Annotated in this window: 14 protein-coding genes; 7 read left to right on the top strand and 7 right to left on the bottom strand. The window is 71.5% G+C overall.

The window, feature by feature from the left end; genetic code table 11:
* Nucleotides 1-20 precede the first annotated feature (20 nt).
* The 3 genes from LUW75_RS08835 to LUW75_RS08825 all read right to left on the bottom strand — a co-directional run bounded on the left by LUW75_RS08835 (nt 21) and on the right by LUW75_RS08825 (nt 1,714).
* Nucleotides 21-311: a hypothetical protein gene (locus tag LUW75_RS08835; RefSeq protein ID WP_250335113.1), complete on the bottom strand. Its 291-nt coding sequence runs from the start codon at nt 309-311 to the stop codon at nt 21-23.
* Nucleotides 312-414: 103 nt separating this feature from the next.
* On the bottom strand, nt 415-1,029 hold the full coding sequence (locus LUW75_RS08830; RefSeq protein WP_250335112.1) for a phage tail tube protein: 615 nt from the start codon (nt 1,027-1,029) through the stop codon (nt 415-417).
* 277 nt (nt 1,030-1,306) lie between these two features.
* Nucleotides 1,307-1,714, bottom strand: coding sequence for a hypothetical protein (locus LUW75_RS08825; RefSeq protein WP_250335111.1), 408 nt, complete (start codon nt 1,712-1,714; stop codon nt 1,307-1,309).
* Nucleotides 1,715-2,082: 368 nt separating this feature from the next.
* Between LUW75_RS08825 and LUW75_RS08820 the strand changes: the two genes are divergently transcribed.
* Complete coding sequence (locus LUW75_RS08820; protein WP_250335110.1) at nt 2,083-2,367, top strand: hypothetical protein; 285 nt, start codon at nt 2,083-2,085, stop codon at nt 2,365-2,367.
* Between the two features lie 91 nt (nt 2,368-2,458).
* Here the strand turns inward: LUW75_RS08820 and LUW75_RS08815 are convergent, their stop codons facing one another.
* The 3 genes from LUW75_RS08815 to LUW75_RS08805 all read right to left on the bottom strand — a co-directional run bounded on the left by LUW75_RS08815 (nt 2,459) and on the right by LUW75_RS08805 (nt 4,215).
* The gene (locus LUW75_RS08815) at nt 2,459-2,656 is read right to left on the bottom strand and encodes a hypothetical protein (RefSeq protein ID WP_250335109.1); all 198 of its coding nucleotides are present in this window, start codon (nt 2,654-2,656) and stop codon (nt 2,459-2,461) included.
* Nucleotides 2,657-2,759: 103 nt separating this feature from the next.
* Nucleotides 2,760-3,509 (bottom strand): hypothetical protein, encoded by a 750-nt coding sequence (locus LUW75_RS08810; RefSeq protein WP_250335108.1) that lies wholly within the window; start codon nt 3,507-3,509, stop codon nt 2,760-2,762.
* Between the two features lie 418 nt (nt 3,510-3,927).
* A complete protein-coding gene (locus LUW75_RS08805) occupies nt 3,928-4,215 on the bottom strand; it encodes a WhiB family transcriptional regulator (protein WP_250335107.1) in 288 nt (95 codons plus the stop codon).
* A gap of 200 nt (nt 4,216-4,415) precedes the next feature.
* Here LUW75_RS08805 and LUW75_RS08800 point away from each other — a divergent pair, with 200 nt between their 5' ends.
* The 6 genes from LUW75_RS08800 (at nt 4,416) to tuf (ending at nt 10,801) form a co-directional block, all read left to right on the top strand.
* Nucleotides 4,416-4,856: a helix-turn-helix domain-containing protein gene (locus LUW75_RS08800; RefSeq protein WP_250335106.1), complete on the top strand. Its 441-nt coding sequence runs from the start codon at nt 4,416-4,418 to the stop codon at nt 4,854-4,856.
* A 286-nt stretch (nt 4,857-5,142) separates the two neighbouring features.
* The gene (locus LUW75_RS08795; RefSeq protein WP_250335105.1) at nt 5,143-6,138 is read left to right on the top strand and encodes a hypothetical protein; all 996 of its coding nucleotides are present in this window, start codon (nt 5,143-5,145) and stop codon (nt 6,136-6,138) included.
* Between the two features lie 297 nt (nt 6,139-6,435).
* Nucleotides 6,436-6,807, top strand: coding sequence for a 30S ribosomal protein S12 (gene rpsL / locus LUW75_RS08790; protein ID WP_003948652.1), 372 nt, complete (start codon nt 6,436-6,438; stop codon nt 6,805-6,807).
* A gap of 2 nt (nt 6,808-6,809) precedes the next feature.
* A complete protein-coding gene (gene rpsG / locus LUW75_RS08785; RefSeq protein ID WP_010474160.1) occupies nt 6,810-7,280 on the top strand; it encodes a 30S ribosomal protein S7 in 471 nt (156 codons plus the stop codon).
* A 38-nt stretch (nt 7,281-7,318) separates the two neighbouring features.
* A complete protein-coding gene (fusA, locus tag LUW75_RS08780; RefSeq protein ID WP_250335104.1) occupies nt 7,319-9,445 on the top strand; it encodes an elongation factor G in 2,127 nt (708 codons plus the stop codon).
* 162 nt (nt 9,446-9,607) lie between these two features.
* Complete coding sequence (gene tuf / locus LUW75_RS08775) at nt 9,608-10,801, top strand: elongation factor Tu (RefSeq protein WP_250335103.1); 1,194 nt, start codon at nt 9,608-9,610, stop codon at nt 10,799-10,801.
* 417 nt (nt 10,802-11,218) lie between these two features.
* On the opposite strand, the gene LUW75_RS08770 is transcribed toward tuf, so the two are convergent.
* Nucleotides 11,219-13,183, bottom strand: coding sequence for a HelD family protein (locus tag LUW75_RS08770; protein WP_250335102.1), 1,965 nt, complete (start codon nt 13,181-13,183; stop codon nt 11,219-11,221).
* Nucleotides 13,184-13,494 lie beyond the last annotated feature (311 nt).

Genomic DNA, 13,494 nt, shown 5'->3' with positions numbered 1-13,494 from the left:
GGTGACGAACTCGTCGAGGCTCAGTCTTCCCCCAGGCCGAGCCCGGTCTCCTTGCCGTAGGCGTTCAGGATCGCGGCGATGTCCTGCATCGTGACCTCGTGCTTCTCGAAGCGCGCGAACTGCTCCTCGCCGAGCAGCAGCCTCAGCAGGCCGTCCACGTCGTCGTCGTCGAGCCGGCGCAGAGCCTTGGCCGTCGTGCGCGAGAGCTCGGTGGGCAGTTCGAAGGTGTCGCCGTCCAGTTCGAAGGACCAGCCGCGACCGAGGGCTTCCAGGCGCTGGGCGCGGGCGGCGTTGACGTTGAACGAGGCCATGTGGGTCTCCGTATCTCTGGGACCGGTTCGTGGTGGAGGGGTGGAGGGGTGGAGCGTGCGCCGGGCGGGAGTGGAGGGCTCCCGCCCGGCGCGGGGTCGGTGGTCAGGCGGTGGCGGTGGTGGGGGCCGTGCCGTAGGCCGGGTCCTTCATGACGAAGGTGGCCAGCGGTTCCCCGTCGCCGGCCGACAGCGCGGTGAAGGTGACGCCGAGCGAGGCGGCCGCCTTGCGGGCGAGCTTGATGTCGTCGGTGGCGGTGACCTGGCCGCGGGGGATGACGAAGCGGTAGGTCACGTTCTTGCCGTCGGTGAACTCCAGGCCGAGGGCCCGCTCGTCGAAGGTCGGGCCGTCCGGGACGTCGAAGGTGAAGACGCCCGGGTTGGTGGTGCCGCCGGAGACGATGTCGGTCTTGCTGCCGCCCATGAAGAACGGCAGCGTGTCCTCGTTGAACTGGAGCATGGAGAACTTCAGCGTCAGGTCGCGGTCCGAGTAGACGAACCGGGCCGGGCTGATGGACTGCCACGTCTCGACCGGGTCGAGCTTGTCCTTCTTGGAGAAGGTCACCCCGTCGGTCGTCGTGTACCCGAGGTCCACCCAGGCGCTGCCCCAGTCGGTGGACGGGTTGGCGGAGAAGGCGGTCGGGAGGGCGGCGCCCAGGGGGGCGACCAGGACCCGGCCGGTACCGGCGACGCGGATCTCGGAAGCGGAGTTGCCTGCCATGGTGTGCTCCTTGGAGGGGATCGGGTGGTGCGGTGGGGTTGCCGTGGGTACGGCGAAGGCCCTGCCGGGAGTGACGGGGCCTGGTCTGTGGGGTACGGGCGGCGGTGCGCCGGCCGGTACCGGTGCGGGGTGCGGCCGGTCCGCACGGGTGCGGGGTGCGGGCGCCGCGGCCGGCCGGTCCGGTCTGGACTGGGTGCGGGCGCCGGCGCGGTCGGCCCGCACGACCGCGGGTGCGGGCGGAGGCCGGTCCGTACGACCGCCGATACGGGCGGGGAGGTCAGCCCGTACGGACGGAGAGCCGGATCACGCAGAGGTAGCGGTTCGCGGCGGTGTGGACGTAGTCGGGCAGCCAGCGGGGCCCGTCGGCCTCGGCGACGTCGGTGAGGACCGAGGTGCCGAAGACGGTGCCGGCGCTCCGGAGCAGTACCGCGCGGGCCGCGTTGGCCAGGACGTGCGCGGTCGTCTTGTCGGGGCCGTACGCCTCCAGCTCGATCAGCGGCTGGTCGACGTGGAGGTCGTCGATCCAGGCACCGCCGCGACGGGAGACGATCACGGCCCGCTGCGTGCCGTCGAAGCCGGGCGGCGGCGTCTCGTCGATGACCGCCCCCGCCAGTTCCGGCCGGTCGGAGAGGAGGTCCACGACGATGGCCTCCACATCGGGGAAGGTGCTCGGTGCTGAGCTCATGACGGGGGATCACTCCTTCTCGTACGGGGTTGACGACGTCCGGGCGGCGGGCCGGGGCGCGCACGGCGCTCCAACGGCGGCCGGGGCGCCTGCCGTCCGGTGCGCGGGGCCCGCGGGCGCGCCGCCCGGACGCGAGAGCGGCGGAGCGGTGCCCTGGAGGGATGCGGGCACAGCTCCGCCGCTGCACCCATAGTGATTGGGATCGCGCGAGAACGCAACTTGCTCGTGCGTGTTCGTTCGTAAGGGGCGCGTTTCGGGTGGTCCACGGCACCGCGGTGGGCGTACCCTCTGAAATCAAACGCACATTCGAATAACGCTGGTGAAGGCAGATGGCAGCCCGTCGCGCGAACGGGGAAGGGCAGGTGCGTGTGGCCAGCAGTGCCGACAGTGCTCGGGGACGGCTGACGGAAGTGGTCGCGGCAGCCGTGGAGGTGGCCGCCGAGGCAGGGAAGTCCGGGGTCTACACGGCCGAGACGGCGAGAGCCCTCACCGCGATGGTCGGGAAGATCGGTGCGCGGATCTCCGACGCGGCCGAGACGCACGGGTTCGCCAGCGGCTGGCAGGAGGCCGTCGCCCACTTAGGCAGGGCGCACCCCGGACCCGACGACGCGCAGGCGCTCCCCACGTGCCGCGACGGGAACGACGAGCCCTGATCCGGACCCGGTACGGCGGACGGGAGAGGCGGTCACCCCCAGGGGATGACCGCCTCTCCCGTCCGCCGTACCGCCTCGTGCACCGCCGCCGTCAGCGGGCCGGCCCCTTTCGCCGCGCCGCGCGCTCGGCCGCGAACACGTCCTCCAGCCGGTAGAGGAGCGCCCGGCCCCGCCGCCCGGCCGGTACCAGGTGCCCGAGCTGCACCCACTTGCGGATGGTGGCCGGTACGACACCGGCCTCCGCCGCGGCGAGGTCGCTGTCGATCAACGTGCCGGCGGCGATGGTCATGTGCGGTCTCCTTCGGTGGTCGGTCATACGGGGGGCGTACGGGGACTCCTCGCCGGGAGCGGGCCGGCCGGTGCGCCGGGCAGGACGTGCGGGGGCGGCGCCGTCACCGGGCCCGGGGGCCGGCCCACGCCTCCGCCGACTCGTCCATGGACGAGTCGATCTCGGCCCGGTCCGCCCCGCCGGCGCCCACCAGGGCCTCCCAACCGTCCTCGTGCCAGACGTGCCGGTACGCCGGGTCCGTACGGCAGTCGCACTCCGGGGCGTCGCACCGGCACGCCGGGTTCACGCAGAGCACCGCCCGGCGGGCGGGGAAGGCGCGCAGCGACACCGAGTCGCACCGGGGACAGCGGCCCCGTACCCGGACCATCGACTCCGCATCACCCAGCACGCGTGCGCAACGGCGTGCCATCCGACGGGACTCGTCCCGCACGTGGGCGGCGAGCGGGGGGTGGTCGGCGATCCGTCCGAGCAGCCCGGCGATCCGGACCAGCCGCTGCGGCACCCGCGCGCGGCGGGGGCGGCCGAGCCCCAGCTTGTCGTGGACGGCCTCGTCCAGTTCGACGACTCCGTCGGTGATGTCGCGTACGGCGTCGGAGACGTGGAGGCGCAGGGGTGCGGCGGAGTACCCGGGGACGGCCAGCCCGTGCCGCTTCTCCACCAGCAGGGCGTCCAGCCGCTCCTCGCGGACGCGCCGCGCGGCCTCGGGCGAGGGGGCCCGCCGCTCGGGGGCGGCGCCGGGGGAGGGGCGGCCGGGAGCCAGTTCGCCCAGCAGTTCGGGGAACTGCTTCAGCAGCGCCTCGATCCAGAGGGCCGCGTCCCGGACGGTGCGCGCGGTGGATGTCGGTTCGGCCATGGAGTGCCTCCCAGAGGTGACGTGATGCGGTGCGGTGCGGGGGTCGGGCGGGTGGAGTCCGGTGACTTCCACTGCGGAGGGCCGCCGCCCGGCGAAGCGGTGCGGTCGGTGTGGACGGGCCAGGCGGGCGAGCGACCCGGAGGGGCCGGGAGGTCCGGTGACGGGACGGGCACTGAAGAGGCTTCCGGTGCGGCGGTGCGGCGGTGCGGCGTGAGCACGGGGGTCGGAGAGGCGGCGCGGCCGGTCGGGCGGTGCCGGAGCCGGGAGCGCCCGGAGCCGTTGTACGCCCCTGGAGTACGCCCCTGGGGTCCGGTGCCCGGGCGGGACGGCGTAGACGCCGTACGTCCGGTGCATCCGGTCGATCGGGCGAGCCGTCCTGCGTATGCGACGAGGAGGACGTGCGAGGGCGCAACGCCCCTCAGCCGACATCGGAGGCACCGTGATCGCGGCGGCGGAGTGGAACCGGCCGCCCGTTGCGCCACAGATGCCCCCCACTGACACCGTCGAACCAGTTCTCGGCGGGTGCCACGACCTCCAGGCAGCGGCGTACCACCGGGCACCGCTCGCACGCCGTCAGCGCAGGTCGCGCCTCCGTCTCTTGGCGAGCGAACACGGTGTGCGGAGGAAGCCCGGAGCAGGCGGCCGCAGCGCGCCAGCCGAAGGACTCGAGGACCTCTGGGAGGGGCGGGGGAGGTGCGGACGGCATGCGGACTCCTGGGCGCGGCGGGATGAGTGCCCGACGAGAATGTTGCGAGTACGCACCATTACATGTTGCGATCTCGCCCGCAACTAGTGTCGGGCCGGACTCTTCTCGGAATCGGCACGGTGCGCGCGTAGGGGCACGTAATTCCTTGCGCGCAAGCGCGATACTCTGTGCGTCGCTTCGGAGGGAGGCGACCCCACACCATGACCGCCAGTGACCTGGAACAATTCGCCGCCTGGGTCGAGGAACTGATCCGCCGCCGCGGCTTCGACATCGACAGCCCCCGCGGTGGCGGGAAGTCCCGCCTCGCGGACGAGGCCGGCGTCCACCGCGCGGCCATCACCCGGCTGCTGCAGCGCCAGAGCATGCCGGACCTGGAGACGACCCGCCGCCTCGCGCACGTTCTGGACGTGCCGGTGCGCGACATGCTGATCAGATCCGGTCGGCTCACGGAGGACGACCTCCCGCTGCCGCAGGCCGCCGGAGCGCCGTCGCGGACCGCCGGGGAGGGGCGCCGCCTGACGCTGGAGGAGGCCGCCGCCGGGCTGGGCGTGCCGCCGGAGCAGCGCGAGATGTTCATGAAGGTGGCAGGCCAGTTCCTGCCGGCCGCCCCGGAGCGCCGGACGCCGCTCGCCAAGGAGTGAACCCGCCGGACGGTCCGCCGCCCGGCTTCCGGGGGCGCGGCTCACACCCCGCGACGGCCGCCCGCCCGGGCGCCGTCCGCACGGCGGGATCTGGTCGCGGGCCCCCGTGCCCGGAACGGCCGCCCCGCGCCGCCCCCGGTAGGCTGATCACGGCCTGCCCCCGTGTTCACGCAGGCCGGAGACCGTCCGGGGACCGCATCTCGCATCACCGGCACCCCGGGCGCACCGTTCGGGAACGCCTGCGACCCTGGGTGGGACTGGTGGCGACGGGACACGGGGAGACGCGTTGGAGGTCGAGAGCGAAGAGTGCTCCCCGCCCGCGGGTGACGGTGCGGACGAGGTCCGCGCCCGTCGGGAGGACCCGTCGGAGAGGGAACCGGCCGGAGAGCCGGCCGCACGGCGCCCCCGCGCCGGTGCACCGCCCTCCCCGCCCGGCGACCTGCCGGGCCTGCTGGGGTTACTCGGAAGGCTGCTGGAGACCCACTCGCCGGAGGAGGTCGTCGTCCTGCTCCGCGAGGAGGTCGAACGCCGCGAGTACGCGGCGTACGCCAGCGGCTGGCGCGACGCCGCCGGCCACTTCGCCCCACTGCTGGAGGACACCCGCGACCTGCGGGGCCGCCCGCTGCGCCTCGTCGGCCGGGCGCCCGGCCGGGCCGCCGTCCTCCCCTTCCCGCGCGACCGCCGCCTGCCCTACGCCGCGGACCCGGACCTCGCACTGGAGACCGGGGCGGACGGGCGGGTGCGCGTGGACGCGGGGGCGGAGGGAGGGGTGGCGACGGCGGAACGCCCGCCGGGCCGCTCCGCCGGGCCGCCCCCCGCCGCGCCGGACGGGTCCCGCGGGTCCACCACGCCCCCCGCGTCGGTCGAGTCGGCGGGGTCCACCGCGCCCTCCGTACCCGCCGCACCCACCGGACCGGCGGGGCCCGGCACGTCCGCCGAACCTCCGGGCGATCCTCTGCCGAAACCTTTCTCCCCGCCCGCCGGCCCTTCCGCGGCGCCCACGGCCGGGCGGGGTCCCGACACCGCGACCGCGTCGCCCGGCCCGCAACCGCCCGGCGCCGCCGGCGCCCCGCGGGCCGCCGGCGCCTCCGGGACCCCGGGCCCCTCCGTCCCTCCCGGTGGGAGCGCGGGCCCGCCGCCCCGGCGCCACGCCTTCGTGCCCAAGAGCCGCAGTTCCAAGGCCCCCACCGTCCCGAGGATCGCCGTTCCCCGTCGCCCCGGCGCGACCGGCCCGGCGGGCCCTCCCGGGCAGCCGCCTGCGCCCGGGGAGGAGGGCGTCTGACCCGGGCTCCGGCCCTCCCCCGCCTGCGCGTCCTCCCAGCGCACCGCCCCGTGCTGCGCGAGGGCATTTGTTTTGACCCAGGTCCGTGCGGTAGGTACGCTCAGACCTTGTGCCTGGGGTGTGCCTGGGCTCCTGTGCGTGTCCTCAACCGCACGGCGAGTCGTCGACGGCCACCGCGATCCGCGCTTGTCCCCATCTCCCCGGTGGGGGCGCACGGCATCCGACACACCCGACCGCGTGGGTCGGGGGGCGTTCCAGGTTAGCTTCACTACACGGCACACAGAAACCGGAGAAGTAGTGCCTACGATCCAGCAGCTGGTCCGGAAGGGCCGGCAGGACAAGGTCGAGAAGAACAAGACGCCCGCGCTCGAGGGTTCCCCCCAGCGCCGCGGCGTCTGCACGCGTGTGTTCACGACCACCCCGAAGAAGCCGAACTCGGCCCTCCGCAAGGTCGCGCGTGTGCGTCTGACCTCCGGGATCGAGGTCACGGCTTACATTCCGGGTGAGGGACACAACCTGCAGGAGCACTCCATCGTGCTCGTGCGTGGTGGCCGTGTGAAGGACCTGCCGGGTGTTCGCTACAAGATCATCCGCGGCTCGCTCGACACCCAGGGTGTCAAGAACCGCAAGCAGGCCCGCAGCCGCTACGGCGCCAAGAAGGAGAAGTAAGAATGCCTCGTAAGGGCCCCGCCCCGAAGCGCCCGGTCATCATCGACCCGGTTTACGGTTCTCCTCTGGTGACCTCGCTCATCAACAAGATCCTGCTCAACGGCAAGCGTTCCACCGCCGAGCGCATCGTCTACGGCGCGATGGAGGGCCTTCGCGAGAAGACCGGCCAGGACCCGGTCGTCACGCTGAAGCGCGCCCTCGAGAACGTCAAGCCGGCTCTTGAGGTGAAGTCCCGCCGCGTCGGTGGCGCCACCTACCAGGTGCCGATCGAGGTCAAGCCCGGTCGCGCCTCCACCCTCGCTCTGCGCTGGCTCGTGGGCTACTCGCGCGCCCGTCGCGAGAAGACCATGACCGAGCGCCTGATGAACGAGCTGCTGGACGCCTCGAACGGCCTCGGCGCCTCGGTCAAGAAGCGCGAGGACACGCACAAGATGGCCGAGTCCAACAAGGCCTTCGCGCACTACCGCTGGTAGTCGCACCCCCATCGAGACCGAGAGAAGACTGAAGCCTTATGGCTACCACTTCGCTTGACCTGGCCAGGGTCCGCAACATCGGGATCATGGCCCACATCGACGCGGGCAAGACGACCACCACCGAGCGCATCCTCTTCTACACCGGTGTCTCGTACAAGATCGGTGAGGTCCACGACGGCGCTGCCACGATGGACTGGATGGAGCAGGAGCAGGAGCGCGGCATCACGATCACGTCCGCCGCGACGACCTGCCACTGGTCGCTCGAGGACGTCGATCACACCATCAACATCATCGACACCCCCGGTCACGTCGACTTCACCGTCGAGGTGGAGCGTTCGCTCCGCGTCCTCGACGGCGCCGTGACCGTGTTCGACGGTGTGGCCGGTGTGGAGCCGCAGTCCGAGACCGTGTGGCGTCAGGCGGACCGCTACGGCGTTCCGCGTATCTGCTTCGTGAACAAGCTGGACCGCACCGGCGCCGACTTCTTCCGCTGCGTCGGGATGATCTCGGACCGCCTGGGCGCCCAGCCCATCGTCATGCAGCTGCCGATCGGTGCCGAGGCCGACTTCCAGGGCGTCGTCGACCTGGTCCGCATGAAGGCCCTCGTCTACTCCGCCGAGGCCGCCAAGGGCGAGATGTACGACATCGTCGACATCCCGGAGAACCTCACCGAGCTCGCCGAGGAGTACCGCGGCAAGCTGATCGAGGCCGTCGCGGAGAACGACGAAGAGATCATGGAGCTGTACCTGGAGGGCGAGGAGCTCTCCGAGGAGCAGCTGTACTCCGCGATCCGCCGCATCACCATCGCCTCCGGCAAGGGCACCGGCACCACGGTCACCCCGGTGTTCTGCGGCACCGCGTTCAAGAACAAGGGCGTCCAGCCCCTGCTCGACGCCGTCGTGCGCTACCTGCCGTCGCCGGTCGACATCGAGGCCATCGAGGGCCAGGACCCCAAGGACGCCGAGACCGTCGTCAAGCGCAAGCCGTCCGACGACGAGCCGCTGTCGGCGCTGGCGTTCAAGATCATGAGCGACCCGCACCTCGGCAAGCTCACCTTCGTCCGGATCTACTCCGGTCGCCTGGACTCCGGCACCTCGGTGCTGAACTCCGTCAAGGGCAAGAAGGAGCGCATCGGCAAGATCTACCGCATGCACGTGAACAAGCGTGAGGAGATCGACTCGGTGGGCGCCGGCGACATCATCGCCGTCATGGGTCTGAAGCAGACCACGACCGGTGAGACGCTGTGCGACGAGAAGGCCCCGGTGATCCTGGAGTCCATGGACTTCCCGGCGCCGGTCATCGAGGTCGCCATCGAGCCCAAGTCCAAGGGCGACCAGGAGAAGCTGGGTGTCGCCATCCAGCGTCTCGCGGAGGAGGACCCCTCCTTCCAGGTGCACACCAACGAGGAGACCGGCCAGACCGTCATCGGCGGCATGGGCGAGCTTCACCTCGAGGTGCTCGTCGACCGCATGAAGCGCGAGTTCAAGGTCGAGGCCAACGTCGGCAAGCCGCAGGTCGCGTACCGCGAGACGATCCGCAAGGCCGTCGAGCGCGTGGACTACACCCACAAGAAGCAGACCGGTGGCACCGGTCAGTTCGCCAAGGTGCAGATCGCGATCGAGCCGATCGAGGGCGGCGACGCCTCGTACGAGTTCGTCAACAAGGTCACCGGTGGCCGCATCCCGAAGGAGTACATCCCTTCGGTCGACGCCGGTGCGCAGGAGGCCATGCAGTTCGGCATCCTCGCGGGCTACGAGATGACGGGCGTGCGCGTCACCCTGCTCGACGGCGCCTACCACGAGGTCGACTCCTCCGAGCTCGCCTTCAAGATCGCCGGCTCGCAGGCCTTCAAGGAGGCCGCGCGCAAGGCGTCCCCCGTGCTCCTCGAGCCGATGATGGCCGTCGAGGTCACCACGCCCGAGGACTACATGGGCGATGTCATCGGTGACATCAACTCCCGCCGTGGCCAGATCCAGGCCATGGAGGAGCGTGCCGGTGCCCGTGTCGTCAAGGGCCTGGTACCGCTGTCGGAGATGTTCGGCTACGTCGGCGACCTCCGCAGCAAGACCTCGGGTCGCGCAAGCTACTCGATGCAGTTCGACTCCTACGCCGAGGTTCCGCGGAACGTCGCCGAGGAGATCATCGCGAAGGCCAAGGGCGAGTAACTCAGCCGAGTTCACGCTTTAGGCTTGTCACCGGATACACGGGGCGTTTCGGCGCACCCCGCGCGAGCGGGAGGGCCGGAACGCCCCGGGGCCGGCATCCCAGCAAAGATCACCTGGCGCCGATGAGTAAGGCGTACAGAACCACTCCACAGGAGGACCCCAGTGGCGAAGGCGAAGTTCGAGCGGACTAAGCCGCACGTCAACATCGGCACCATCGGTCACATCGACCACGGTAAGACGACCCTCACGGCCGCCATTACCAAGGTGCTGCACGACAAGTACCCGGACCTGAACGAGGCCTCGGCCTTCGACCAGATCGACAAGGCTCCCGAGGAGCGCCAGCGCGGTATCACCATCTCCATCGCGCACGTCGAGTACCAGACCGAGTCGCGTCACTACGCGCACGTGGACTGCCCGGGTCACGCGGACTACATCAAGAACATGATCACCGGTGCCGCGCAGATGGACGGCGCCATCCTCGTGGTCGCCGCCACCGACGGCCCGATGCCGCAGACCAAGGAGCACGTGCTCCTGGCCCGCCAGGTCGGCGTCCCGTACATCGTCGTCGCCCTGAACAAGGCCGACATGGTGGACGACGAGGAGATCCTGGAGCTCGTCGAGCTCGAGGTCCGCGAGCTCCTCTCCGAGTACGAGTTCCCGGGCGACGACGTTCCGGTCGTCAAGGTCTCCGCTCTGAAGGCGCTCGAGGGCGACCCGGAGTGGGCCGAGTCGGTCGTGAACCTCATGAACGCCGTCGACGAGGCCATCCCGCAGCCGGAGCGCGACGTCGACAAGCCGTTCCTCATGCCGATCGAGGACGTCTTCACGATCACCGGTCGCGGTACGGTCGTCACCGGCCGTATCGAGCGTGGTGTCCTGAAGGTCAACGAGACCGTCGACATCATCGGCATCAAGACCGAGAAGACCACCACCACGGTCACCGGCATCGAGATGTTCCGCAAGCTGCTCGACGAGGGCCAGGCCGGTGAGAACGTCGGTCTGCTCCTCCGCGGCATCAAGCGCGAGGACGTCGAGCGCGGCCAGGTCATCATCAAGCCGGGCTCGGTCACCCCGCACACCGAGTTCGAGGCGCAGGCCTACATCCTGTCCAAGGACGAGGGCGGCCGCCACACGCCGTTCTTCAACAACTACCGCCCGCAGTTCTACTTCCGCACCACGGACGTGACCGGCGTCGTGACCCTCCCCGAGGGCACCGAGATGGTCATGCCGGGCGACAACACCACCATGTCGGTCCAGCTGATCCAGCCGGTCGCCATGGAGGAGGGCCTCAAGTTCGCCATCCGCGAGGGTGGCCGGACCGTGGGCGCCGGCCAGGTCACCAAGATCGTCAAGTAAGTCCGCTTGACCGTCTGACCCGGTAGCCCGCAGAGCTGCAGCTGAGGGGCCCGTACGACTCCGGTCGTACGGGCCCTTCCGCGTTCCGGCGGGCCGGGGGCGTGAGCCGGGAGGTTTGGTCGCCCCGTCCGGGCCGGGGAACACGACGGTGCGGACCGGGCTGGAGAGCGGGCCGACCGGTCCCCGCGACCCGGACCGGGTGCCGGTCGGCGGCCGCGCAGGACGCTCCGGGGCCGCGGCCCGTCGCCCGGTCGGCTCGGCCCCGTCGGTGGGGTGCCGGGCTTGTCGTCCGGGACGGACCAGGCCGCGTGAGGCCGGGTGCGGTCGGGAGTGCTGAGGCGGCGGGCAGCCCCGCGCATGGGCCGGTGTCCGCACCGCGCCGGGTGCACCCGCGGCGACGACGCGGGCGCCGGGTCGTCAGGCGGGCCGGCCGGTGACGGTGCAGAGGCGCTTGGTGGCCCGGGTCAGGGCCACGTACAGGTCCCTTTCCCCACCGGGGCGGGCCGTGGCGATCTCCTCGGGGTTCACGACGACGACCCCGTCGAATTCCAGGCCGCGTGCTTCGGACGCCGGCACGATGCGCGCGTGGTGGGCGACGCCCCGGGCCGTCAGCTCGCTCACCCTGGCGTCTGCGCAGACCACTCCCAGAAGCTCGCCCGGGTGCGCGGTGCTCTGGGCGCGGAGCTCCCGGAGGACGGCGGCGACCAGCCCGTCCGCGGGTGTGGTCACGGCGCGGGGGCTCTCACCGCTTCGCAGCGACCGCGCGGGCCTCTGGTCCGGAGCGATCCGCGTGAGCAGGTCCCGGACGCTCCCCAGGATCTCCTGCGTGGTGCGGTAGCTGACGGTCAGGTCGTGCAGTTCGAACCGCGGTCCGACGTGAGGGCTCAGGGCCTCCTGCCAGCCGCGTGCCGCCGTGACCGGGCCCGCCTGGGCGAAGTCGCCCACCAGCGTCATCGACCGTGCCGGACAGCGGCGGACGGCCATCCGCCACTGCATGGCGGTCAGTTCCTGCGCCTCGTCGACGACGACGTGCCCGTACGTCCGCTCGGGAGGACCGTCGACCAGGCTCGCCGCCTCGTCCAGCAGCGGCACGTCGGCGTCGGTCCACGGGTCGTCCGGACCGCGCAGTAGGAGGGACCGCTCCCGCGCGGTCAGGCGGGGCAGGCGCTCGGCGAGCGTGCCGGCGTCCGTCAGGAGCGCCTTCACGAGGTCACCGGGTACCAGCCGCGGCCACAACACCTCGACCGCTCGGTCGACGCCGGCGTCGTCGAGGAGGTCGGCTCGGACGGCGTCCAGGTCCGGCTCGTGGACCGGCCCCGGGTCGGCCGCGCCCTCGGCACGGTGCCGGGCGGCTCCCGTGAACCGGTCGAGGTCCATGCCCGTCATCTTCTCGGCATCGGCGTCGATCTGCTCCAGGAGGTCGCCCACGTCTCGTCGCATCGCGTCGATGACGGCGTCGACCAGGAGCTCTTTGAACACCTGGCGCGCGGGGTTGTGCCCCGGTACGGCGGTCACGGCGGCTTCGCGCGCCGCGGCGACTTCCTCGCCGGAGAGGCGAACCGGGTCCCGTCCGACCCGCACGGCGAAGTCACCGGCGGGGGCCTGGTGGACGCGCAGCAGGCCGGCCAGGGCGTCGGCGAGGTCGGAGCCGCCCTTCAGGCGCGCCGTATCGAGCGGGTCCACCCTGTCCGTGGGCACTCCGGCCAGTTCCCGGCAGGTCGCCAGAACGACGTCGTTCTCTCCGAGTGAGGGGAGGACCTGGGAGACGTAGTCGAGGAACCGGGCGTTCGGGCCCACCACCAGGACGCCCTCCTCCGCGGCGCGCGGGAACGCGTACAGGACGTAGGCCGCCCGGTGCAGGGCGACCACCGTCTTGCCGGTGCCGGGCCCGCCCTGCACCACGGTCACCCCGCGGTGGGCGGAGCGGACGATCCCGTCCTGCTCGGCCTGCAGCGTCGCGACGGCCGCGTGCATCCTGCCCGTACGCCGCGCCGCCAGCGCCTCGGTCAAGGGTCCGTCCCCCACGACGTCCTCGTCGGTCGGGGCGGTCCCGTCCAGCAGTTCGTCGCTCACCGAGACGACCGTGCGCTCTTCGAGGCGCAGGTGCCGGCGCCGCCGCAGGCCCATCGGGTGCACCGGTGTCGCCTCGTAGAAGGGCCGCGCCGCGTTCGCACGCCAGTCCACGAGCAGAGGCAGGTCGTCCTCCTCCGTCTGCAGTCCGATCCGTCCGATGCGCAGGGCCGTGCCGTCCGCCCAGTCGACGCGCCCGAAGACCAGCCCCTTCTCGGCACCCTCCAGCCGACCGATCTCCTTGGTCAGCCGCTCGGCGGCGACCTCCCTTTCGTACGCCTCGCCGGCGCCGTCCGCCGGGGCTTTCAGCACACTCGCCCGTTGTGCTCGCGCTTCCGAGATCCGCTCGGTGAGCAACCCGTATAAGGAGGAAACATGATTCTGCTCCGATTCGACGGCACGCACGGCGGGATCATCCGTTTTCGACAACAGGGACTCCTTCGGTTCGGGCCACACCGTACGGCCGAAGTCCCCTGAAGATAAGTCTTGACTTACGCGGCGGAGTTGTGTCTCTGCGGCTGAATCCATAACGGTTGACGGTGTGACGTGTCATGCGTTCGGCCATTCTTGTAATGCTGATTGCGCTCCCGGCGCCCGATTTCCTCGTGGGCGAATGGAACTCC

The organism is Streptomyces sp. MRC013 (assembly GCF_023614235.1).
Classification (GTDB): domain Bacteria; phylum Actinomycetota; class Actinomycetes; order Streptomycetales; family Streptomycetaceae; genus Streptomyces.
This window is presented reverse-complemented; position numbering and strand designations above follow the sequence as displayed.

What these genes read in the sequence shown, in the direction of transcription:
- LUW75_RS08810 (WP_250335108.1), bottom strand. Translation starts at nt 3,509, where the DNA reads ATGGCCGAACCGACATCCACCGCGCGCACCGTCCGGGACGCGGCCCTC.
- LUW75_RS08830 (WP_250335112.1), bottom strand. Translation starts at nt 1,029, where the DNA reads ATGGCAGGCAACTCCGCTTCCGAGATCCGCGTCGCCGGTACCGGCCGG.
- LUW75_RS08835 (WP_250335113.1), bottom strand. Translation starts at nt 311, where the DNA reads ATGGCCTCGTTCAACGTCAACGCCGCCCGCGCCCAGCGCCTGGAAGCC.
- rpsG (WP_010474160.1), top strand. Translation starts at nt 6,810, where the DNA reads ATGCCTCGTAAGGGCCCCGCCCCGAAGCGCCCGGTCATCATCGACCCG.
- LUW75_RS08800 (WP_250335106.1), top strand. Translation starts at nt 4,416, where the DNA reads ATGACCGCCAGTGACCTGGAACAATTCGCCGCCTGGGTCGAGGAACTG.
- fusA (WP_250335104.1), top strand. Translation starts at nt 7,319, where the DNA reads ATGGCTACCACTTCGCTTGACCTGGCCAGGGTCCGCAACATCGGGATC.
- LUW75_RS08805 (WP_250335107.1), bottom strand. Translation starts at nt 4,215, where the DNA reads ATGCCGTCCGCACCTCCCCCGCCCCTCCCAGAGGTCCTCGAGTCCTTC.
- LUW75_RS08825 (WP_250335111.1), bottom strand. Translation starts at nt 1,714, where the DNA reads ATGAGCTCAGCACCGAGCACCTTCCCCGATGTGGAGGCCATCGTCGTG.
- LUW75_RS08815 (WP_250335109.1), bottom strand. Translation starts at nt 2,656, where the DNA reads ATGACCATCGCCGCCGGCACGTTGATCGACAGCGACCTCGCCGCGGCG.